Raw genomic sequence first — 20955 nt, forward strand, 5'->3', positions numbered from 1 at the left:
CGAGTCGCCACCGTCCGTTAAAAATCCACGCGATCCAGGGTCGATCGTGAAGGCGGTTCGATCTCCCGGCAGCGACCGCTCATTCGGGCACCGACAGCGCCCCAAGATCGACGTGATCACGGAGCAGATCGGCGGCGGCGTCGTACGGCGACGGATCCTCCAGATCGATTTGCGGTCGCGACTGGCCAGCGGTCGCGCGGACGTTTTGGACGAACGTCTCCCGGACCACGCGATTCTCGAAGAGGCCGTGGAGGTAGGTCCCGAGAACGCCCGTGGGGCCGCCGATGGAGACGCCGAAGGCGGCGTGCTCGCGAGACTCCTCGGCGACCGAGCGTGACTCATCACTTGCGGACGTAACGTCCTCAACGGGCGAAAAGGGGAACCGGACCGGTCGCCCCTGCGAGGAAGAACCGGCGAGGCGGGTTTCGCCCATATGGATCTCATAGCCACGTACCGAGGCATCGACGCCGGACAGTGGACCCGACCCGCGAAGGTCCAGTTCGGTCGAGACGACGCGTTTTCGGGTCGAGAACGTCGTCTCGACGGGAAGCAATCCGAGACCCGTGACGGTCGACGTCTCGCCGGTCCCCTCGATGTCCGCGTTCCGGATCCGCTCGCCGAGCAGTTGGTAGCCGCCACAGAGGCCGACGATCGGACCCTCAAAGGACGAAAGCGCCGACCCAAAGCCCGACCGCCGCAACGCGATCAGGTCGTCGACGGTGTTTTTCGTTCCGGGAATCACGACCGCGTCAGCTTCCCGAAGACGATCGGAGACGTTCCCGGAGTCATCATCGTCTGAGGTGGCGGCGGAGTCCGAGATCGGGAGATACGCGACCCGGACGCCGGGCTCGAACGCGAGCGGTTCCAGATCGGTAAAATTCGAGATCGTCGGGAGTCGAGGGACGGCGATCGTTACGGTCCGTTCTTCAGGGACATCGTCCTTGCCGCGGATCGCCGATCCGCCAGTCGTCGCCTCGGCGGCGGGAAGCCCGACGCTGTCCTCTGCAGGCAATCCCGGATCGGAATAGGGGATCACACCGAGGATCGGTACTCCGGTCCGTTCGGCCACGGCGTCGATTCCGGGTTCGAGGAGCGTCGGATCGCCGCGGAATTTCGTGATGACCGCGCCAGCAACCCGTCTCCGGAGATCGTCGGGAAGCAGTTCGAGCGTCCCGACGAGTGAGGCGAAGACGCCGCCGCGCTCGATGTCCGCAACGAGTAGGATCTCCGCGTCGGCGAACCGTGCGGTCTCGACGTTAGCGAGGTCTCGGTCGTGGAGGTTGATCTCCGCGATCGAGCCCGCCCCCTCCGCGATGACGATATCCGCATCGGACGCCAGACGGTGGTATGCGCCGACGGCGGCTTCGCGGGCGTCCTCCCAGCGTTCCTCGTAGTACTTGCTGGCCGGGACGTGATCGATTGCCTCGCCGTCGATCACGAGTTGTGACTCCCCCTCGCCGCGGGGTTTGAGCAGGACGGGGTTGTGATCGGTCGTCGGGGGCGTGCACGCGGCGCGTGCCTGGACGTACTGGGAGATTCCGATCTCTCCGAACGCATCGGGGGTGCCGTCTTCGCCATGCTCGTCGTTTTCGCCCGTTCCGTCGTCTTCATCGTGCCCGCCATCCCCATCGTGCCCGCTGTCTCCGCCACCCCTCGCGATCGGAACCGCACGGGCGTTGTTCGACATGTTCTGTGCCTTGAACGGCGCCACGTCGAGTCCACGGTCGGCGAGAAGTCGGCAGAGTCCGGTCGCGACGGTACTCTTTCCGACGTGACTCGCAGTGCCCGCGACGAGGATCGTCGGTGTCGATCGCTTCATGACCCTCAGAACTCGGTCCCTCTCCGCGCTCGCTGGCCGGCGTCGATCGGGTGTTTCTCCTTGCTCACGCGGGTGATGAGGTCCGCCGCTTCACGGAGATAGGTCGGTTCCTCGTGACTGCCGGTCACCACGATCTCGAGGCCGGGGGGTTTGGCGTCGATCAGTTCGAGTACGTCCGCGGAATCGAGCAGGCCGCGATCGACCGCATACAGGATCTCGTCGAGGATCAACATGTGGACACCCGCCTCGGGATCGCCGTCGAGCGGCAGTGACGCCGTGAGATCGACGTCGTCCGCCGCGTCGATCAACTCCCTTGCACGGGCGAGTCCGCCGCGTGCTTTGGCGGCATGGTCGTCGTCCGCGGAGCCGTCGCGGAACCCGTGCCAACCGTAGTGTCCGGTGTTCTCGTAGGTCATCCCCGGGAGCGCGGCGATCGCGTTGTACTCGCCGCGAACCGGCGCGACGGAGTCGGCCCCACCTTTCATGAACTGCAGGAGGTGGACCCGATAGCCATGTCCGGCTGCCCGAACTCCCATCCCGAGTGCCGCGGTCGTTTTGCCCTTGCCGTCGCCCCACCAGACCTGGACGAGGCCGAACTCCTCGGGCGCGTCGGCAACGATCGCACGATCCTCGGGAGTGAGGCCAGACCCAGGCGTCCCCCGATCGGCGGCTCGATCGCGGCGCTCCTCGTCGCCGTCCCCACCGGTGGGATCCCTATCGACGTCGTCGGTTTCAGCCACGGAATCAGTCCTCGTGGATGAACACGAGGCGTTTGTCCCCAGTCGAGGTGAGACAGAGATCGATCCCCTCGCGGGTCGCGCCGAGTTCCTGCCAGTCGCTGTCGCTGACGAACAGCGTCCGGAATATTCCTCGATCGCAATCGGGATTTGGACATCCCACCCCGGCCGCGTTCTTGTAGACCGTCGTGCCGCCGCCGGAGCTGTGTTTCACGAGTCCGTCGGTGAGTTGTCGGAGGTCCTCGTCGGAGAGTCCACCGGTCGTGTTGTCGCTACCGTCGTCGCTCGTCTCGTCGCTCATACTAACACGTTTCGGGCAGCGCTACGTGAATGTTACTCCGAACGGGTCACGAACTCACCCATCTATGATCCGGTAAAGTCGATCCGGGATCCGCCCTCGACATCGGCCCGATCGACGGGGCCGATCCGACGGAAGGCGTAGTTCTCGTCAGCCAGATGGACCTCGCGGTCGCACACCTCGACGGCGACCGAATCGAGCACCGCACCCTCACACGGGCCGAAATCGCAGTAGCCGCGCTCCCGATCGAAGGTTGCACCGTGTTTTTTACAGAATATCTCGCCGTTCCGGACGAAGGCGCCGTCGCCCGTATCGAGTCGCACGTCGGTCCAGTGTTGACAATGGTTCCGGTAGCAGGCAACGCTGTCTTCGAGGCGGACGAGGATGGCCTCGACCTCCTCGCCGTCCGCGCCGACGTCGCCCGCATCGCCCGCATCCATCCCGTCGACCGGCGCCAGCGTCACGAGCAGCGTTCCGTCCGCGGGAACGGCCTCGAGATCGATCATCCGTCGCTCGTCGTCCATGCGGGAGGAACGAACGGATCGCGTTTGAACGTTTGGAGACCGAACCGCCCTGGTTCGAATCCGCGTTTGGACCGGCATGTATCCACCGATAGTGACGGTGATCGCGAGAGCGGAGCGGTGGAATGGGCGAGAAGACGGAGCTACGAGGCGTCACCTGCCCGCTCGATCCACGTCGCGGCGCGCTTCTCCCCGACGTTCGCCCTCTCGGCGATGTCGGCCGGATCGGCGGCGGCCAGATCGTCGACGGTTTCGATGCCGATCCCGGAGAGTCGCTCGGCGTAGGCGGGGCCGATCCCCTTTATCGTCTCCACCGGTGCGCTTTCGCCGCCCGCCGACTCCGGGGCCCCGGAGCCGGATGCGGTTGCCTCCGCCGGTTCGGCTGCCTCCTCGGGCTCGTCGGCCGCCGTCTCGTCGACGAGCGATCCGGTGGATGCTGCCGCGTCCGTCCCGGCAGCGACCGATTCGTCCGCCGTCGTCGAATCGACATCAGCTTCGTCGCCGCCAGCGGCCGATCCCTCAGCTACTGATTCCTCGTCTCCCGATGCTTCCTCGGCGACGTCCATCGCCGACGCGCGTGAGTCCTGATCGTCCGATTCCTCCTCGCTCGGTTCGTGTTCAACGGTTACCTGGGTGTCCGTCCGGTCGGATTCGCCGGGTTCTCCGATCCCAAGTATCCGTTTTAGTGTCTGCAGGATCCCCATCGGGGCACAGTACGAACGGGGGCCATTTAAAAGCAGTCGGCGAGTTCCGAACGAACCCGAAAACGGACGACGGAAATGTGTGATCGGGAAACGGCGGGCCCGGGATGGCTACCGTTCGTCGCTGTCGAGCACGCGGATCTGATCGCCGCGAACGGTGACCGGGATCGGAACGGTCGCCTCGTAGAGTTCGACGGTGACCTGGTCTTTGCCCTCGTCGATCCGCTGCACGCGAGCCTTCTCCCCTTTGAACGGTCCGGCGATGAGTTCGACGATGTCGCCCTCGGCGATCCCCTCCACGTCGGGGGTCGGAGAGAGGAAGTGTTCGACCTCCGAAAAGCCGCTTGCGGCGGGGCCGTCCGACCCGGAAATGACGCCGCGGGCGTGCGGGATCTCATCGAGGATGCGTGCGAAGACGCTCCCGTCTTCGGCCTCGACCATCACGTAGCTCGTGAGCTGGTCGGGGGCCAACACGGCGTGGATCTCCGGCATCTCCTTTTCGGCGAGCATGTCGGCGACCGTCCGCTCCTGGCTCGCAGTCGTCTTGACCGCGAATATCGACGACATCAGACGCCGACCCCCGGCAGGAGGCTCATGATCGCGTAGATCAGAAACCCGATGAAGCCGACGAGGATGATGCCGGCGCCGGCGATCTTCGAAACCTGCGTGAACTCCTCGGTACTCGGAGTGCTCGCCAGCTTTAACACCCGAATGTAGCTGTTGAGATCGTAGGGGACGTCCATATTAGAAGGGAGTAGGCGACGGGACGTTTTTTACCTTGTGATGTGGAGGGCGGAGAAACGCGGACGAATCAGCGGGAGGAAGGAGGGATCCGGAGCCGGACCGGTCGTCATTCCACGAAGCCGAGTCGGTCGCTATTCGACGTAGTCGATATCGTCGACCTGCTGGTCGACCGGCTCCTCGACCATCTCTGGCTGTGGCTGCTCATCACCATTGCGGCCGTAGATCTGTGGCGACTCGACACCGGTGACGACGATCATGGTTCGCATCTGCCCCTCGATTTCCTCGTCGACGGAGGTCCCCCAGATGATGCGTGCGTCGGGGTCGATGCGGTCGTATATCTCCTCGACGACGCCCTCGGCCTCCTCGATGCTCATGTCGCTGCCGCCGGTGACGTTGACGAGCGCGGAGTTCGCCCCCGAGATGTCGACGTCGAGAAGGGGCGATCGAAGCGCCGATTTCACCGAGTCCTGTGCCTTCGAATCGGAGTCGGACTCGCCGAGACCGATCATTGCGACGCCACCCTTCTCCATCACGGTGCGAACGTCGGCGAAGTCGAGGTTGACGAGACCGGGTCTGGTGATGAGCTCCGTAATGCCTTTGACCGACCGCATCAGGACCTCATCGGAGACCTTGAACGCCTGGCGGACGGGAAGCTTGCCCACGGCATCGAGGAGGCGATCATTGGGGACGACGATGACGGTGTCGGCGACGTCACGCAGCCGTTCGAGGCCGGCCTCGGCGTTCGTGCGCCTGACCTCGCCCTCCGCGGTGAAGGGCGTGGTGACGATCGCGATCGTGAGCGCGCCCGACTCGCGGGCAGCCTTCGCGACCACGGGTGCGGAGCCGGTTCCGGTTCCACCGCCGAGTCCGGCGGTGACGAAGACCATGTCCGAACCCTCGATCGAGTCGTATATCTCCTCTTGGGATTCGATGGCGGCTTCCTCGCCGACCTGTGGGAGCGAGCCGGCCCCGCGACCCTGGGTCTTCTGCTGGCCCATCAGGATCTTCGTATCGGCCTCGATGTTGACCAGGTGCTGAACGTCGGTGTTGGCCGCGACCAGCTTTGCGCCGTGGATCCCCTCTTCTTTCATCCGGTTGACAGTATTCCCACCGGCGCCGCCACAGCCTACGACGGTGATGTTCGTCTGCAGGTCCTGGAGAACGTCCTGCAACTCGTCGTCGGTCATCGTCCCGGTTTGTGGGGCGCCGCCGGCCGCTCCAGTGCCTCCGGCGTCGCCGGCGGCGTCTTGGCCGTCGACATTTCCGGAACCGCCGGATCCGGATTCCTCGGCCTCGTCGATCGCATCCTCAACGATGGAGTCCATATTGGAGAAGGGTTATACAGGGAGGTTAATTACCTTTCCCCATTCGTCAGACCTTCGTCAGACGCTGAGGGCCTCATTTCGGTCGAATTTCGGACGAGTCGGGAACCGGCTCTCTCAAGACGGTGGCGGCGCCCGGTTGATCGCCGCGGGAGCCACGGACCGTCACCGCGGGAACCGCTCCTCGCGCTCGCGGGTGACCGCTTCGGGAGTGATCGTCTTCCCGTCGACCTCGACGGGCGTTCCGGCGGCAAGGGCACCGAACTTCGGTCCCTCCGGCACGCCACGATCGGCGGCGAGTTCGGGATCGAAGGCGGTCTCGCGAGCGACGACCGCCTCCTCGTGGACGGTGACCTCCTCGAAGCGCTCGCGGAGTACGTCGGCAAGCGCCTCAACGAGTGTATCAAAGTCGTCCCGGTCGGCGAGGACGATCGATCCTGCTGCGCGCGTTCCGGATTCGCTCGTCTCGAAGGCGATCGCGTCGTCCTCGATCGCCGCACGCGCTGCGTCGTGGTCGATCCCTTGGGCCCGTGCGAGGAGGTCGGACGGGAGATCGCGGACGAGTAACGTCCGATCGGCCATGCTATCGCTCCCGTGATCGCGATCGATCATGATCTCGTCTTCGTGATCGGGGATGCCTTCCGGAACCACGCCACCGAAGCGAAGCCCCTCCTCGACGGTCGCGACCGTGTTCTCGATCGCCTCGACGAGCGCGAGCGGGCGATCGCCGACCTGACGGACCCACGTCTCGCTGACGATTCGGTGGCCCAGATCCTCGATCGTGGCCACGAGATCCGGTTTCTCGCCCTCGATCACGGCGTATTCTGCGTCGCTCGCCTCGAAGGCGCGTGAGAGGACGTCGCGGTTTCGCGCCGGCGTTCCCATCTCGGCGAGTTGCCAGTCGGATCCGACGTGGCCGACACCCCACTCGGTCTCCGCGACGATCCGAGTGAACCGCGGCGCATAGTGACCCCCGCCGAATCCAACGACGTGTCGGGAACGCCCGTCGTCGCCGCGGATGTCGACCGGCGAGAACGTCGACGATCGACGGCAGGCCACGATCAGATCGAGGACGGCGCGAGCCACGGCGCGGGCACCGTCAGGATCGTCCCACTGTTCGGGCCCCGATCCGAGCTCGGCGAACAGCGAGGGAACCGAAACGTCGCTTGGTCCGTGGTGGGTACACTCGATACCGACGTCGTATTCTGCCGGGGCGTGCTCGTCGAAGGATTCGAGGAGTCGCTTCTGGGCGGCAGGTGCGGCACGCGCGAGCTGACCGCCAGAACCGCCGTGCTCGGCCGGGCCGAAGTTGCCTGTGAAGTGGGCCGTCAACAGCGCTCCGCTCTCGCCGGCGTGGCGGGAGACGAAGACGAGCACGTCGAGGTCCCGATCCGATGCTTCGAAGGCACTCACCGGATCCTCGAGATGAATATGGAGTTCGTCGACGGTTCGGATCTCCGCCCCTGGACGTCGGTAGACCGTGCCACCGCCCTCTCCGTCGGGGATGGAATCGTCCGTGGTCGTTTCCCAGTCGCCGATCTCGAGGAGCCGTTCACCGATGTGTTCCGACGCGCGGTCTGCCCGACTGACGACGATCGCGATCACTATCGGGGGATCCGAGGGTCCCGACCGAATAGTCATCGATCGCGAATCATCAATCGTTGTCGTTCGGTGATCCGGTCGTCAATCGTCGTCGTTCGGAACTCCGGATCTGGACGGCAAAACGGCATCGCGTATCGTCCCCTGGGTCCGCCCGAGGAGGCGACGAAACGCCCGCCGCCGAGAGACGAGGAGTATGCCGCCAAGCAAGACGTAGATACCGCTATACACGAGCAGGAGTTCGTGGCTCGAAAGCGGTAACACGAGTATGTCCCGGATGAGCAGGAACTCGGAGAGGACCTGCGAGACGAACAGCAACAACAGCACCACTCCCTCCCTGGCTGAGATCTCGAAGTTGAGCAGTATCGTGATGGCGAAAAAGGACTGTGCCGCAGTGAGCCAGATCTCGGCCGCCTGTCGCTCGTCGAACGCGAGGACGCCGTACTGGCCGAGCGCGAGCGAGTGGACGACGACGAGGGTTCCGATCAGCAACGTCCACTGGTTGAGCTTCGAGGAGATGAGCGCGTTGAACCCTGCCGTCGAGCGAGCCTTGTTCACTAGATAGAGGACGACGATGAGTTCCGGAGATTCAGAAGCAAGCGGCGCGATCCACTGGATCATGAAGAACGAGGGGATGCCGATGTCCTGGCCGATCTCCTCGAGTCCGTGGGCGAAGGGCTCGACCGCCGTGAAGATCAGCAACCCGGAATAAGCGAAGAGCAGAACGACGGTCGCTATCCGATTGGGCTTGGCGAAGGTCTGGAGGTACGCCGGAACGCCGACGTGTTCCTCCGCGGGATCGACGTCTCCACGGAGAATGATCGCGATGTAGGCGACGTAGAGCCCGACGAGAAAGAGCATATCGAGGACGTCGATCCCGCCGTTTAGCGGGATGAGGAACGCCCAACACGTGGCGAGAAGCAGAAAGACGATGTCAAGACCGATATCGCGGTCGATCGTGACGACGTCGGCGAGGAATCCCGTTCGCCTCTCGACGGATGGATCCGAGTCGGAACCCCGCCGAAAGATCGTAAAGAGAGCGATACCGGCCCACCCGATCCCGATCAGGATGCGGTTGGCACCGGTCATGTTGGCGACCGCGAGATTTCCGGCCTCGATGCCGCGTGCCGTTCCCGCATAAATGCCGGCATTCCATGCGTACAGCGCGTCGACGGCGTACTCGGGAGCTACTGCGAGCACCGCGAGGACCGCGATCGCGAAGGCGCGAGGAACGTCCTTCTCCGCGGTCTCTGCAGCCCATGCGAGCAAAAAGGCCGCGCCTAGAACTGAGATACCGCTCACCACCACGATTGCCACCGTAGATAGCCCCGAAAACGTTCCCGGAACCGCATACCCGATCCGCGGGAAGCCCTCTGTGGCGATCCACGTTGCGACCCAGGGAATGGTCAAAACCACCGCCGCCGCGATGGCTCGCAGTGACTGGCGTCTCATCGGCGATCGTTCATCCCGTCGGATGGCTCACGATCGATCAAAGCGCCGATCCGTGGTCCGTTCGTGTGTATCGTGACGTTCCTCGGAGTCATCGGATTATCTGCACTCACAACTCCCCGATATATAATTCACAAGATATCGCGAACGAAGCGAAATACGGGCGTTTCAGTCCCTCTATCGAACGATCGGTCCGATTGCCGGGGGATCGGTGATATCGGCTTCAGACGCCTTGAAACGGTCGAATCGGGCGCTTTCGGTCACATCCCACTTTCGACTTCGAATGGGTCGCGAAGTCACCCATCATCGAGAACGTCGATCGCGGCGTCCGGCGAACTCCGTTTGACGCTCTCGATCCCTCGTTTGGCTCCTTGCTTGGATCGATATCCCTCCCCGCTATCGGCGATGATGTTTCCATTCGCGGCGACGAGCCGCCATCGCCACTCGCCCGCGTTATCCAGAAATACCTCGAAGGTTGCCGTGCCGGGCATCACGGACAAGTATTCACCCCCCCTCTACATTAATACCCGTCCCGACGCGTCGAGTTTTCGTCCCGTACTCGTTTCCAATCGTGAGGAACCATCGCCCGGTTATTTATCAGCCCATGTGTAATTCACGCGGTACGAGTCATGTACGAGACCATCCTGATCCCCGTGGACGGGAGCGAACACGCGATCAGAGCGGCCGAGCACGGGAGCCGCCTCGCAGAGGCGTTCGACGCGACGGTACATCTGCTCAACGTCGTCGATATCCACTCCGCGGCCGGTCTGTTTAACGCAGGCGGCGTCGACGAGGAGTTCATCGAACGTATCGAAGCCGAAGGCCAGGAGGCGATCGACGCAGCCGAAGACGCGATCGAGCAGGCCGAGCAGGTCGAGACGGCGATGGTTCGCGGAGATCCGTCCGAGGAGATACTCGAATACGTGGACGACCACGGCATCGGTCTCATCACGATGGGGACTCACGGTCGGACGGGCGTGAACCGCTACATCGCCGGCAGCGTGACCGAACGCGTTGTTCGCCTCTCCGAAGTGCCGGTGTTGACGACCCGTGCGACGAGCGAAAGCGACCCCACAGGCGGCTACGAGGAGATCCTCATCCCGACCGACGGGAGCGAACCCGCCGACGCGGCGGTCGAGCATGCGCTGGCGATCGCATCCCAAACCGGTGCTCGCATTCACGCCGTCAGCGTCGTCGACGTACAGGGAACCCAAATGAATCCCGAGTACACTCGGATCGCCGAACTTCGTGAGTACCTCACCGAGGAGGCGGAGCGCGCCGTCGATGATATCGTGACGCGAGCCGAGGAGGCCGGCGTGGACGCCGTTCGATCGGTTTCGACTGGATCACCAGCAGCGACGTTGCTGGAATACGTGGATGACCATGACGTCGATCTCGTCGCGATGGGGACGGCCGGTCGAACCGGACTCGATCGCTACCTGCTCGGAAGCACGACGGAACGAATGATCAGACGCTGTCAAGTACCCGTTCTCGCCGTCAACGCGGGAACGCGAGCGAGACGCTGATCGCCTCACGGAGGATCGAAGTCGACCCACCGAGTTTTTGTCCCGGGCGGCGTCCCCGTTCGTATGGACGTATACGGCTTGATAGGCAACCCGGTCGAACACTCGCTTTCGCCGCCGATGCACGAGGCGGCCTACGAGGAACTCGGTATCGATGCGCGATACGTCACCTTCGAGCCCGCCGCCGACGCCGTCGGCGATGCAATCGACGGCGCGAACGCGCTCGGCGTTCGCGGTCTCAACGTGACGATCCCGTTCAAACGCGACGTGCTCCCCCACGTCAAGACGGACGATCTGGCCGATCGGATCGGCGCCGTAAACACGATCGACTTTCTCCCCACGGAGTCGGCGTTGACATCCGAGGAACCGAGACCGCGCGGATACAACACCGACGCGGCCGGCGTCCGGCGCGCGTTTGCCCATCACGACGTCGCGCTCTCCGGGTCCGACGCCGTCGTGATCGGCGCTGGCGGCGCCGGACGGGCGGCCGCTTTCGCGCTCGCGGACGCCGGAGCGACCGTACACGTCGCGAACCGAACCGCGGAACGTGCCGAATCGCTCGCTGAGGAGGTCCCCGGTGCCACGGGCGGCGGTCTCGAGACGCTTGCGGGGAACGTCCCAAACGCTGACGTGCTCGTCAACGCGACGAGCGTCGGGATGGAGTCGGATGAGACGCCCGTCGATTCGGAACACCTCTCGAGCGACCTCGCCGTTCTCGATGCGGTCTACTCCCCGATCGAGACTCGGCTCCTCCGCGAGGCGGCCGCGGCGGGAGCGAAGACGATCGATGGCGCGTGGATGCTGCTGTTTCAGGGCGTCGAGGCGTTCGAGATCTGGACTGGCGAGGACGCGCCGGTGGAGGCGATGAACGGGGCGCTTCGCGCCGAGTTGACCGAGACCTAGAGGTACTCGCGGACGATCCGCGCTGCCTCGACGGCGTCGTCGGCGAGGACGTAGACGATCGGCTCGACCCCGACGGCACCGGTCTGATACAGCACCACCGGTAACTCGGCATCGCGTCCGTCGAGTGCGGATCGGACCGCCGTCGGGGAGTGTTCCTCAGCATTGAACTCGATCGTGGAGTGGTCGGCAGCCATCGCCTCGAGGAGATCCGGATCGTACCGGATGTTGACTGCACCCCGGGCCGGGACGCCGGCCGCGCGCGCGGCGAGGAGGATCGACGCGACGTGCTGGCTGACGCCGAATTCGGGCTCGCCGGGAACCATGGCCCGACCTTTCACGTCCACGAGCCGGCCGGGGATCGCGGCGACGTCGTCGATCGTCTCCGCGTCCGGCAGCGCCTCCACGACGTTGGCGCCGACATTTGGAATGAGCGCCGCGAACCCCGAGGCGTTCCGCAACGTTCGAAGCCCGCGTCGGACTGACGCGAGCACGCGCTCGCGCTCACGGAGCGCATTATCCGGGTCGTGTATCTCGAATTCGACGTTCGCCTCGGCCAGTTCCGGCATCGCCTCCTCGTGGAGGGCCGCGAGGAGGTCGTCCTGCTCAAGCTGTCGGATCAGGATCTCGATCTCCACGAGTGCGGCGACGCGACTCATGTCGCCGGCGGCGAGTCCCGTCCCGATTCGGTCCACGAGTTCGCGAACGCGATCGTCGGCGACGATACGATCGTGGCGGGTGACGTCGCCGTGGGCGTACTTCGAGACCGCGGACTGGGAGATGCCGAGCGCCTCGGCGACCTCGTGCTGTGTGAATCCGCGATCGCGGAGGTCCTCGGCGAGCATCGCACGGATCGTCGGAAGGAACTCCTCGACGACGATCTCCTCGATGAACTTCATCGGCTATTGGCCCTCCCCGGTTTCGGCTCCGTTCTCGTCGGCGTCGGCTCCAGCGTCGCATGGATTCGCTTCCGCTTCCTCGTTGAACTCCGGATCGTCGCCGATCCGGGACGCCTGAGGGCCGTCCTGGCCCTGGTACTTCGAGCCGCGTTCCTCGCCGTAGGGGCGGTCCGCGGGTGAGGTGAGTTCGGTGAATGTGAGCTGGGAGACGCGCATGCCGGGCGAGAGCGCCACGGGCGCGGTCCCGAGGTTCGATAGCTCGAGGGTTATCTGGCCCTCGTAGCCGGGGTCCGCGAGGCCCGCCGTCGCGTGAACGACGATCGCGAGCCGCCCGAGCGACGACCGCCCCTCGACGTGGGCGACGAGATCGTCGGGAATCTGAACGCGCTCCTTCGTCGTCCCGAGCACGAAGTCGCCGGGATGAAGAACGAACTCCTCGCCCTCCTCGACGAACGTCTCCGTGACGTAATCGCCGATCTCCTCGGCGCTTGTCGGGTGGATACACGGGATGTTTGCCCGTTGGAATTCGAGAAACCGTTCACCGAGTCGCAGGTCGACGCTGGCCGGTTGCACCTGCTGGTCGATGTCGTCGATCGGGTCGATCGCGAGTTCGCCGTCCTCGAGACGACGGAGGATGTCGACGTCCGAGAGTATCATATCCCAACGAGAGCCCTTCGAGTAGTAAATCCCGCTGATCGACGACGGGGATCTGGCTGTGATCGAGTCGTGGTCGAGTTGTGATCGAGTCGTGGTCGAGTTGTGATCGAGTTGTGATCGAGTTGTGATCGAGTCGTGGCCGAGTTGACGTCGAGTCGTGACTGAGCCGTGATCGAGCTGTGACCGAGCCGCGATCAAACTGCAATCAGAAGCGCGACCGCGGCGACCCCTCCGGCAACGACGCTTGCAGCCGCCGGCGAGAGGTCGTGGCGGTTATACCCCGAGAAGAACGTACTCCCTCACATGGCCACACGCGAGGGGACCTGGCGCTATCGAAACCGGTTCGGCGACTCGTTCGGGCGGACGTATTTCCGCCGGTTCGGCCCCGGCGTGGTCTCGAGTCTGGGAATCGGAACGTACCTCGGAGACCCGACTGCTGCCGTCGACGAGCGGTACCGACAGTCGATCCGGCTCGCACTTGAGTCGGGGATCAACGTTATCGATACGGCCGTGAACTATCGCTGTGGTCGCTCCGAACGGGTCGTCGGCGACGCGGTCCGTACGAGCGATATCGATCGGGAATCAGTACTCGTCGCGACGAAAGGCGGATTCGTCCCGTTCGACGGCGACCGTCCGGCCGACCCGGCTGGCTACGTCCGCGGGACGTTCGTCGACCCCGGTATCGTCTCGATCGAGGAGCTGGCAGGAGGGAGCCACGCGATCAGTCCCTCGTTTATCGACGCGATGGTCGATCGTTCCTTGCGCGCGCTCGATCTCGATACGATCGACGTCTACTACGTCCACAATCCCGAGACACAGCTTTCGGTCCGGTCTCGGGAGGCGGTCTATGACCGACTCGAGGCCACCTTCGAGCAGTTGGAGCGCCGACGACGTGCCGGCGAGATCGGTCGATATGGGATCGCCTCCTGGGAGGCGTTCCGTGTGCCCGAGGACCACGAGTCGTACCTCTCGTTGCCCGCGATCCTCGAACGCGCCCGCCGAGCGGCCGCGTCAGTCTTCGAAGGCGGTTCGGATACCGCGGCCGGCCACGGGGACGTTCCCGATCCCGTCGATTCCCCGGACCCCGATACCGCACCCGATCACGGATTGCGGGCGATTCAGTTACCATTCAACGTCTCGATGGCCGACGCGTTCACCATGAAGAACCAGCCGCTCCCCGACGATCCGACCGGATCGGACGAGACGCGAGTGTCGACCCTTGAGTGCGCTCGGCGGGCGGGAGTCGGGGTCTTCACCAGCGCGAGCATCGGCCAGGGCTCGCTTGTGGAGGCGATCCCGGAGCCGATCGACGGAGAACTCGCCGGCGACGTGGCCGCTCAGCGGGCGATCAACTTCGCCCGGAGCGCACCGGGGGTCACGAGCGCGCTCGTCGGGACGAGCGATCCGAATCACGTACGAGAGAACATCGCGGCAGGGACCTTTGACCCGCTCGGCGCCACGGCGTTCGACGCCGTCTTCCAGTAGTTTCTTTCGGGTCCGCGTGGCGAACCTAGCGGAGTTCCTTGTACGTCGCGCCGCATTCCGCACAGACGCGGACGGAGAATACCTCGTCCGGATCGTTCTCCTTTTTCAGCGTCTTATCGCATTTCGCGCAGGTGAGCCGTTCGTACGTGTCCTTTTTCAGGTCGCCGTCGCGGAGCCCCTTCCGAGTCGATTTCATACCTCGCCGTTGGACGCCGAACGTGTTAAATACCGTGCCCTGGGTCGTTGCCGGTGGTTGACACGATCGGGGCGGGACACGGTGAACGAGAGGTGAACGGAGCCGAGGAGCGAGAGACGAGAGATGCCGGGACGCGGTACGGGAAACGGGATCCGACCGATCGGATCGCACCGAAACGCCATCGGTGGAACCCGGGCGCTTTTCCGCCACCACCGCCAGGAGTCGAACGATGGAGTACGTACAAGAGCGCGTCACGACGCTCCACGCGCTCGATGAGGGGGCCCCCGAGGCACCGACCGACCGGGCGGCGGTCGTGGTCCCGATGACCGAACGGGAGTACGGCGGGCTGGCGGCGGAGCGCGTGCTGTCGACCCTGGAGACGGTCGACCCGGCCCGAGTGATCGTTCCCCTCCGTGCGCCGGCGGAGCGTGCGGGATCGTTTCATGAGTGGCTTCAGGGGTACGATCTCGCGATCGAGACGGTGTGGTGTGACGGTCCTCGGCTCGAACGGCTGCTCTCCGAGCACGGCCTCGACGGCGACCGCGGGAAGGGACGCGATGTGTGGCTCGGCCTCGGGCGGGCGCTCGCCGAAACGTACGTGGTCGTCCACGACGCCGACGTGAGAACGTACTCGCCCGCGTACGTGAACCGGCTTCTATTCCCGCTTGCACACGGGTACTCCTTCTCGAAAGGGTACTATGCACGTATCGAGGACCGTCGGCTCTACGGACGGCTCTTCCGGCTACTGTATCGACCACTCGTCCGTGCGCTCGCGGAGAGACACGGGGATCCCATCGTCGAGTATCTGGAGTCGTTCCGATACGCGCTGGCCGGTGAGTTCGCTGCGACGGCCGATCTCGTCGCGGATCTCCGCATCCAACGCGGGTGGGGTCTCGAAATCGGCACACTCGGCGACGCCTTCGAACACGGCGGCTTCGCCGGGACCGCACAGGTGGATCTCGGCCGATACGAACACGACCATCGGTCCGTTCGCGGGCCCACCGGACTCGCCGAGATGAGCGGCGCCGTCGTGGACGCCACGCTTCGAACCCTTCTCGACAGAGGGATCGAACCGGACTACGAGACTCTCCCGGATCGATACCTCGAGGCCGCAGCGGATCTCGTGCGTGCTTACTCGACGGACGCCGCATTCAACGGGTTCAGCTACGATCGGGAGTCGGAGCGCAACCAGATCGAGACGTATGCCGATGCGATCGAACCGATCAGCTCGGACGATCGGTTGCCGCCATGGCGCGAGTCTCCCGTCGCTGCGGAGACGGTGCTGGATGCCGCGCGGGCCGACCTTCGGGAGGTGATCGGATGACGTTCAAGTCGAGCGACGACGGCGGTCGGGCCGGACGCGAGGGGGTGGCCGGGATCGTCGATCTGTTCGACGCGCTGACGCGTTCTGAACTCCGGCGTGCGCTCTCGGAGCTCGCGTTCAAGCGGGGTATGGAGATCGACGACGAGGCGATACGGGAGACGATCAACCGATCGATCCGGGAGTACGCCCTCGTTTCCGTCGGAGATGAAACGGACGAGTCCGATGCCGACGCCGCCGATGACGGGGATCTCCTCCTTGTGGGGCCGACCGCGTTTCCCGTCCTGCCGCCGAACGCGGAGGACCTTCCGTACATCCTCGATGTCCCGGATCGCGAGATCGATCGCGATCGGGCCGGCAAACACGTGAGACGCCGGCTGACCGAGGAGGTCGAAGCCGCGATCGAGGACGACGAGAGCGCGCGTCTGGCGATTCTTCTCGAGGTGACCTACGACCTGGAGAGTTGGGCGCCGGTCGAAATCGACGACCTTCGCGATCGGATCGAGGAGGCGATCGACGACGCCGAGGCTGACGACGACGCCGATACCGATGACTGACGTGGAGATCGACGGCGATGACGCCGAGGTGACGACGGAAGTGAATGATCGACGACGTCGACATCGATGCCGAGACTGACGACGGCGGGACTGGATCGAACGTGGCGGAAGTCGAATCGGGGTATGAGGAGTAAGACTAAGGCGTCCGGGGAACCTTCGCTCGAATATGGATCTGTCCGGGGTATGCCGTCACACGCCGGTCACGGCCGCGGAGGCAGAACGCGAGGCGGCCGTCCTCGCTCCGGTACTCCACCGGAATGGTGACCCACATCTGCTGTTCACCAAGCGCGCGGACCATCTCGGCGAGCATCCTGGACAGATGAGCTTTCCCGGCGGCGGTCGCGAACCCCAAGACGAGACGCTCCGAGAGACCGCGCTTCGGGAGGCCAACGAGGAGATCGGGTTAGCAGCCACGGAGACCGGGATCGCCGGGACGTTGGACGACATCACGACCGTCACCGACTACGCGGTCCGACCGTTCGTCGCCGAGATCCCCGATCGTACGTACATACCCGACGAACGGGAGGTCGCGGAGGTCGTCGTCCTCGCGGTGTCCGATCTCACGGATCGGTCGAACTACGAGTCCGAACGTCGTGACCATCCCGAACACGGCGACATCCGAATCCACTTCTTTTCCGTCGACGGATACACCGTCTGGGGCGCGACCGGTCGAATGCTCGCACAGTTTCTGGAGTTGACCACCGACTGGCGGGTTCCTCCCGAGGTGGATCGGGTCGTCGACCCGGACGCCGACCTGCCGGTCTGAGCACGGATCCCAATCCGGAACGCGACCGACGGATCACCTGGCTTCCGAGGGATCGACCACTTCACCGTGGATCTCGTCGATCCCGACCTGATCACAGAGATCGGAAAGCGTGCACGCCTCCGGACCGTCGAGACAGGCGGGCGTGCGGGCGCCGCAGTGCTCGCGTCCGAACTGAATCATGGCCGTATGGCCGAACCCGCATTTTTCCTCGGGCACTCCCGTCTCCAACGCTTCCCGAACCCCCTCGTGGTCGGCGTCTGCGGGCGCGATCCCCATTCGTCTCGCGATCCGATGGACGTGCGTGTCGACGGGAAAGAGTGCTTGACTATCTATAAGATTTATACTCATTGGATTCAATGGCCTAAACGGAACGATGAGCGAGCGAGATGCACAAGTCAACATCAAGTTGGCAAAGGACACCTTGGAGAAGTGGGACAGGTACATTGAGGAAGAGAGCGATTTCACCACCCGTTCGGAGTTCGTTCGGTTCGCCGTCAATCGGGAAGTGAGCCAACAGCACGAAGCGGGTGAAGCGTCCGGAGCGAATCAGGCTCTTCTTGAGGAAATTCGGGATTCGGTTGTCGGTCTGTCCGACCGGATGGATTCGATGGAGAATCAGGTTGATACGCTTCAGTCTGCCGTCCGGAGTGACCCTGATGTTGAGGAATTAGCCAATGAACTATTTGGGCTTCTACCGGACGAAAAGCCCGGAACTCCGGAGTGGCGTGAAGAGCGTGAGAACCTTCAGACTCAGGCTCAGGCAGAAGGGGATGACGTAACGATGAAGGAAGCCCGTGCGTGGGAAGGAACGCCTGAGAGTTTGGCACAGGCGTTTGACGTTCCGGAGAGAAAGATTCACTCCGCGATTGACCTTCTCATAGCGGAAACCCATCTCATTCGTACTGAAGAGACGGGGGACGGCGAAACCCGGTATTGGACTGAGGTGTGACCGATGCAGGAACCAATCAAGGAGTTCTTGGCGGAAGAAGAAGCGAAGAATTTAGCCCCCGATACTCAGCGAAAGCGCCGGACTGTGATGGAGTGGCTTGATGAGTGGACGGATAAGGATGTTCGGGAGTTTGAGCGGTCGGATATTCGGGATTTCCTCAAGTATCTCCAAAGTGGTGGTCACAAGGAGAACGGGCTTCAGCCGTCCGATGGGACGGTTTCAAGTTATATGGCTCAGGTGTCCGTTCTCTTCGGGTTCCTTGTCAATGAGGGCTACATCGATGAGGATGAGAACCCACGGGAGAAAATCGAATACACCGACTATCTCAATTACAAGACGACTGAGGCGAAGAAGGCGCTCCGGGGCCAAGGTGGGAATAAGGACTACATCGCCTTGTCTCAGGAAGAGGCTGAGAAGTTGTTAGCCAACGCAACGGCTCCGAAGGTTCGGAACACCCTGATGATGAAACTTCAACTTGAGACGGGGCCACGGGTTGGTGAGTTGGTGCGCGTTCGGCTTGATGACGTAGACCTTGAGGAAGGGACTGTTACCTATCGAACGCTCAAGAAAGATGATGTTGAGTGGCGCACGCTTCAGTTTGGATTCGGGGTGAAGGCCCTGATGAACAAGTGGCTCAATGAGGGTTACAGGGACAGATTCAAATCCGCTAATGATTCTCCCTACGTGTTTGTTTCCCGAAGAGCGCCTAAGATTTCGGAGAGTGGATATAATGAAAAAGTGAAAGAAGCCGCTCAGAAGGCAGGTATCCAAAAGCGCACTCGCACGGATTCCAACGGGAAACAAGAGTGGAAGGTACGGAGCCACGTTCTCCGACATACCTATGCTGAAAGTATGGTTCGTAATGGGTGCGACATTTCCCGGTTGGCAGACCTAATGGGCCACGAATCGATAGAAACCACCCGGAAGTACCTTGACCACGATGAAGAGGCTCTACGGCAGGCTCAGCGGGATTACTCACCCGACTTTTCGGTTGAGAGTTGAAGCGCGTTCAGATTCCTGTCATCAGTCGTTATAAGTTGGTAACTGTGCTATTCCGAATTGACTCCGGCATCATAGCACCGCACCGGAGTCCGAGAGCGTTTGTCGCTCTTCGTGGGGAACTCGACCCCACACCTTCTCCCCGTTCGCAACCCCGGTTCACCCTTCATCGAACACCCCCGAACCGGGTTTTGAGTGATGGGTTGACCAAACGAAAACCATTGATATAGCCCTTGAGAGCATTGTTTTCAACAGAATGGAGAAGGATGACCTAACAGAAGACCGACTGAGAGATATGTACCACGACAGGGAGATGAGTCTAAACGAAATCGCTGATGAGACGGGAGTATTTTCATACAGCATATGGGAGAGGATGGAAGAATTGGGTATTGAGCGACGTTCCCCCGAACAGGGACAACAACTGAAGCGAGAGCAACAACAGCCCGGTGAGGAAGAGCGAGGAAAGGATGCTGATGCAGACCGTCCGGATGAAGAGGAAGAACAGGAACGGGTGAGTGACCGGATATACTTCTCACCTCTTCATTATTATGTCGAAGAAGTGATGGATGAAGAGACTCAGTAGGGATATTAGCGAGTTGAGGAACTTATAAAGTATATTGGAATCTCGCACTTTCAGGGTCACAGAAGAGGGTTGATTCACTACTTCACCAAACTGTCACAGAATCAAAGTTAAGGCTGATTTGATGCTCATAGGTAACTCCCGTTCACGGAGAACCGAGAAAAGTTGAGATTTTTCAGTCCCTTTACCCTCTATAACTCTATTCCGCTATAACGTTATTAGCAAGCCCTATAGCACCTGTAACGCTTTCAGACGGCTTCTATTTCAATACGACCAATCCCCTTCACCGACATACGAACGGACACAGGCAGGCATACAGCCGGTCTGATGGGATGCTGTCTGTAGAGCGCATATATGGTACACAAGCAGACCGATTGAGCGCACATATTGGCTCACTCAGTAGGTGTGATGACTCTCCTACTTAGGAAGGGAGATGGGATGGTCTGCCCTCTCAGTTGGGGAGCCGCTTACGGTGATGAAGATTTGTGTATCTGTTCAATAGAAATTCGGTTTTCGGGAAATAATATAACTCCAAAATCGTGGGGGTAAGAGCATAGGTAGCGTAGAATTTTCACCAAATCTCATTTACCTGTTATAAAATTCTGATGCTATAACACCGGGGGTGTCTTCCTCAGATACTCAATCCGTCACAAATTTCAAATCAAAATTTCCGAATCTGCCCCGGCTTCCGATAATAGGGGTATTATTGAACTCGCTCAGTAGCCCTATCAGCGATTCTCTCAATACCCCTATCAGCGAACTTTTCAGTAGCCCTATTATCGCTCTTTCCTGTCTGAATGTGCCAATACCCCTATTATCGCTTCACGGGTAGAAATCCACTATCAGATTTCTTAACTAACGCACATAGAAGAGGAAGCCCATTTTCCTGTCGGAACGCGGAACTAACGCACATAGATAAAGACTACTTGTAGT

23 protein-coding genes and 1 pseudogene are annotated in these 20955 nt (G+C 62.3%); 9 read left to right on the forward strand and 15 right to left on the reverse strand.

The genetic code is table 11. The features are described from left to right. Window positions 1-79: 79 nt before the first annotated feature. From ACERIT_RS10840 to ACERIT_RS10890, 11 genes are all read right to left on the reverse strand, one after another. Window positions 80-1819: a cobyric acid synthase gene (locus ACERIT_RS10840; protein WP_373674870.1), complete on the reverse strand. Its 1740-nt coding sequence runs from the start codon at window positions 1817-1819 to the stop codon at window positions 80-82. A gap of 5 nt (window positions 1820-1824) precedes the next feature. Continuing rightward, the gene (locus ACERIT_RS10845; protein ID WP_373674871.1) at window positions 1825-2559 is read right to left on the reverse strand and encodes a cob(I)yrinic acid a,c-diamide adenosyltransferase; all 735 of its coding nucleotides are present in this window, start codon (window positions 2557-2559) and stop codon (window positions 1825-1827) included. Window positions 2560-2563: 4 nt separating this feature from the next. Continuing rightward, the gene (locus ACERIT_RS10850; protein ID WP_373674872.1) at window positions 2564-2857 is read right to left on the reverse strand and encodes a hypothetical protein; all 294 of its coding nucleotides are present in this window, start codon (window positions 2855-2857) and stop codon (window positions 2564-2566) included. Window positions 2858-2919: 62 nt separating this feature from the next. Continuing rightward, the gene (locus ACERIT_RS10855) at window positions 2920-3378 is read right to left on the reverse strand and encodes a Rieske (2Fe-2S) protein (protein WP_373674873.1); all 459 of its coding nucleotides are present in this window, start codon (window positions 3376-3378) and stop codon (window positions 2920-2922) included. 140 nt (window positions 3379-3518) lie between these two features. Then, on the reverse strand, window positions 3519-4079 hold the full coding sequence (locus ACERIT_RS10860) for a helix-hairpin-helix domain-containing protein (RefSeq protein WP_373674874.1): 561 nt from the start codon (window positions 4077-4079) through the stop codon (window positions 3519-3521). A 108-nt stretch (window positions 4080-4187) separates the two neighbouring features. Beyond that, window positions 4188-4643, reverse strand: coding sequence for a transcription elongation factor Spt5 (locus ACERIT_RS10865; RefSeq protein ID WP_373674875.1), 456 nt, complete (start codon window positions 4641-4643; stop codon window positions 4188-4190). Next, the gene (locus ACERIT_RS10870; protein WP_373674876.1) at window positions 4643-4819 is read right to left on the reverse strand and encodes a protein translocase SEC61 complex subunit gamma; all 177 of its coding nucleotides are present in this window, start codon (window positions 4817-4819) and stop codon (window positions 4643-4645) included. The genes ACERIT_RS10865 and ACERIT_RS10870 overlap by 1 nt, the downstream gene beginning before the upstream one ends. 132 nt (window positions 4820-4951) lie before the next feature. Next, on the reverse strand, window positions 4952-6145 hold the full coding sequence (ftsZ, locus tag ACERIT_RS10875; RefSeq protein ID WP_373674877.1) for a cell division protein FtsZ: 1194 nt from the start codon (window positions 6143-6145) through the stop codon (window positions 4952-4954). Window positions 6146-6307: 162 nt separating this feature from the next. Next, entirely contained in the window at window positions 6308-7747 is a 1440-nt protein-coding gene (locus ACERIT_RS10880; RefSeq protein ID WP_373674878.1) for a D-aminoacyl-tRNA deacylase, read from the reverse strand. Window positions 7748-7825: 78 nt separating this feature from the next. Continuing rightward, on the reverse strand, window positions 7826-9193 hold the full coding sequence (locus ACERIT_RS10885) for a sodium:calcium antiporter (protein WP_373674879.1): 1368 nt from the start codon (window positions 9191-9193) through the stop codon (window positions 7826-7828). A gap of 293 nt (window positions 9194-9486) precedes the next feature. Further along, entirely contained in the window at window positions 9487-9681 is a 195-nt protein-coding gene (locus ACERIT_RS10890) for an HVO_2922 family protein (protein ID WP_373674880.1), read from the reverse strand. Between the two features lie 138 nt (window positions 9682-9819). Between ACERIT_RS10890 and ACERIT_RS10895 the strand changes: the two genes are divergently transcribed. Together ACERIT_RS10895 and ACERIT_RS10900 are read left to right on the forward strand one after the other, a co-directional pair. Continuing rightward, on the forward strand, window positions 9820-10716 hold the full coding sequence (locus ACERIT_RS10895; RefSeq protein WP_373674881.1) for a universal stress protein: 897 nt from the start codon (window positions 9820-9822) through the stop codon (window positions 10714-10716). A gap of 63 nt (window positions 10717-10779) precedes the next feature. Then, window positions 10780-11616 (forward strand): shikimate dehydrogenase, encoded by an 837-nt coding sequence (locus tag ACERIT_RS10900; RefSeq protein WP_373674882.1) that lies wholly within the window; start codon window positions 10780-10782, stop codon window positions 11614-11616. On the opposite strand, the gene ACERIT_RS10905 is transcribed toward ACERIT_RS10900, so the two are convergent. Together ACERIT_RS10905 and dcd are read right to left on the reverse strand one after the other, a co-directional pair. Then, window positions 11613-12512 (reverse strand): thiamine-phosphate synthase family protein, encoded by a 900-nt coding sequence (locus ACERIT_RS10905; protein WP_373674883.1) that lies wholly within the window; start codon window positions 12510-12512, stop codon window positions 11613-11615. The two genes, ACERIT_RS10900 and ACERIT_RS10905, sit on opposite strands and share 4 nt — an antisense overlap. A gap of 3 nt (window positions 12513-12515) precedes the next feature. Further along, window positions 12516-13169 carry a dCTP deaminase gene (dcd, locus tag ACERIT_RS10910; RefSeq protein WP_373674884.1) on the reverse strand — a complete coding sequence of 218 codons (654 nt, stop codon included), beginning with the start codon at window positions 13167-13169 and terminating at the stop codon, window positions 12516-12518. 303 nt (window positions 13170-13472) lie between these two features. Between dcd and ACERIT_RS10915 the strand changes: the two genes are divergently transcribed. Continuing rightward, window positions 13473-14654 (forward strand): aldo/keto reductase, encoded by a 1182-nt coding sequence (locus ACERIT_RS10915; protein WP_373674885.1) that lies wholly within the window; start codon window positions 13473-13475, stop codon window positions 14652-14654. 25 nt (window positions 14655-14679) lie between these two features. On the opposite strand, the gene ACERIT_RS10920 is transcribed toward ACERIT_RS10915, so the two are convergent. Then, window positions 14680-14850 (reverse strand): HVO_0758 family zinc finger protein, encoded by a 171-nt coding sequence (locus ACERIT_RS10920; protein WP_373674886.1) that lies wholly within the window; start codon window positions 14848-14850, stop codon window positions 14680-14682. Between the two features lie 229 nt (window positions 14851-15079). On the opposite strand from ACERIT_RS10920, the gene ACERIT_RS10925 reads away from it, so the two are divergent. The 3 genes from ACERIT_RS10925 to ACERIT_RS10935 all read left to right on the forward strand — a co-directional run bounded on the left by ACERIT_RS10925 (window position 15080) and on the right by ACERIT_RS10935 (window position 17494). Next, window positions 15080-16174 carry a glycosyl transferase family 2 gene (locus ACERIT_RS10925; protein ID WP_373674887.1) on the forward strand — a complete coding sequence of 365 codons (1095 nt, stop codon included), beginning with the start codon at window positions 15080-15082 and terminating at the stop codon, window positions 16172-16174. Continuing rightward, entirely contained in the window at window positions 16171-16728 is a 558-nt protein-coding gene (locus ACERIT_RS10930; RefSeq protein ID WP_373674888.1) for a hypothetical protein, read from the forward strand. Before ACERIT_RS10925 ends, ACERIT_RS10930 begins: the two co-directional genes overlap by 4 nt. A gap of 166 nt (window positions 16729-16894) precedes the next feature. Continuing rightward, window positions 16895-17494: a CoA pyrophosphatase gene (locus ACERIT_RS10935; RefSeq protein ID WP_373674889.1), complete on the forward strand. Its 600-nt coding sequence runs from the start codon at window positions 16895-16897 to the stop codon at window positions 17492-17494. Between the two features lie 33 nt (window positions 17495-17527). Here ACERIT_RS10935 and nth read toward each other — a convergent pair. Then, window positions 17528-17812 (reverse strand): annotated as a pseudogene (nth, locus tag ACERIT_RS10940) (endonuclease III); the annotation flags it as partial. Window positions 17813-17867: 55 nt separating this feature from the next. Between nth and ACERIT_RS10945 the strand changes: the two are divergent. The 3 genes from ACERIT_RS10945 (at window position 17868) to ACERIT_RS10955 (ending at window position 20025) form a co-directional block, all read left to right on the forward strand. Then, a complete protein-coding gene (locus tag ACERIT_RS10945; protein ID WP_373674890.1) occupies window positions 17868-18443 on the forward strand; it encodes a ribbon-helix-helix domain-containing protein in 576 nt (191 codons plus the stop codon). 3 nt (window positions 18444-18446) lie between these two features. Next, window positions 18447-19445 (forward strand): tyrosine-type recombinase/integrase, encoded by a 999-nt coding sequence (locus tag ACERIT_RS10950; protein ID WP_373674891.1) that lies wholly within the window; start codon window positions 18447-18449, stop codon window positions 19443-19445. Window positions 19446-19698: 253 nt separating this feature from the next. Then, complete coding sequence (locus tag ACERIT_RS10955) at window positions 19699-20025, forward strand: hypothetical protein (protein ID WP_373674892.1); 327 nt, start codon at window positions 19699-19701, stop codon at window positions 20023-20025. Window positions 20026-20955: the final 930 nt, after the last annotated feature.

It is taken from the genome of Halopenitus sp. H-Gu1, from assembly GCF_041821145.1.
Lineage (GTDB): Archaea > Halobacteriota > Halobacteria > Halobacteriales > Haloferacaceae > Halopenitus.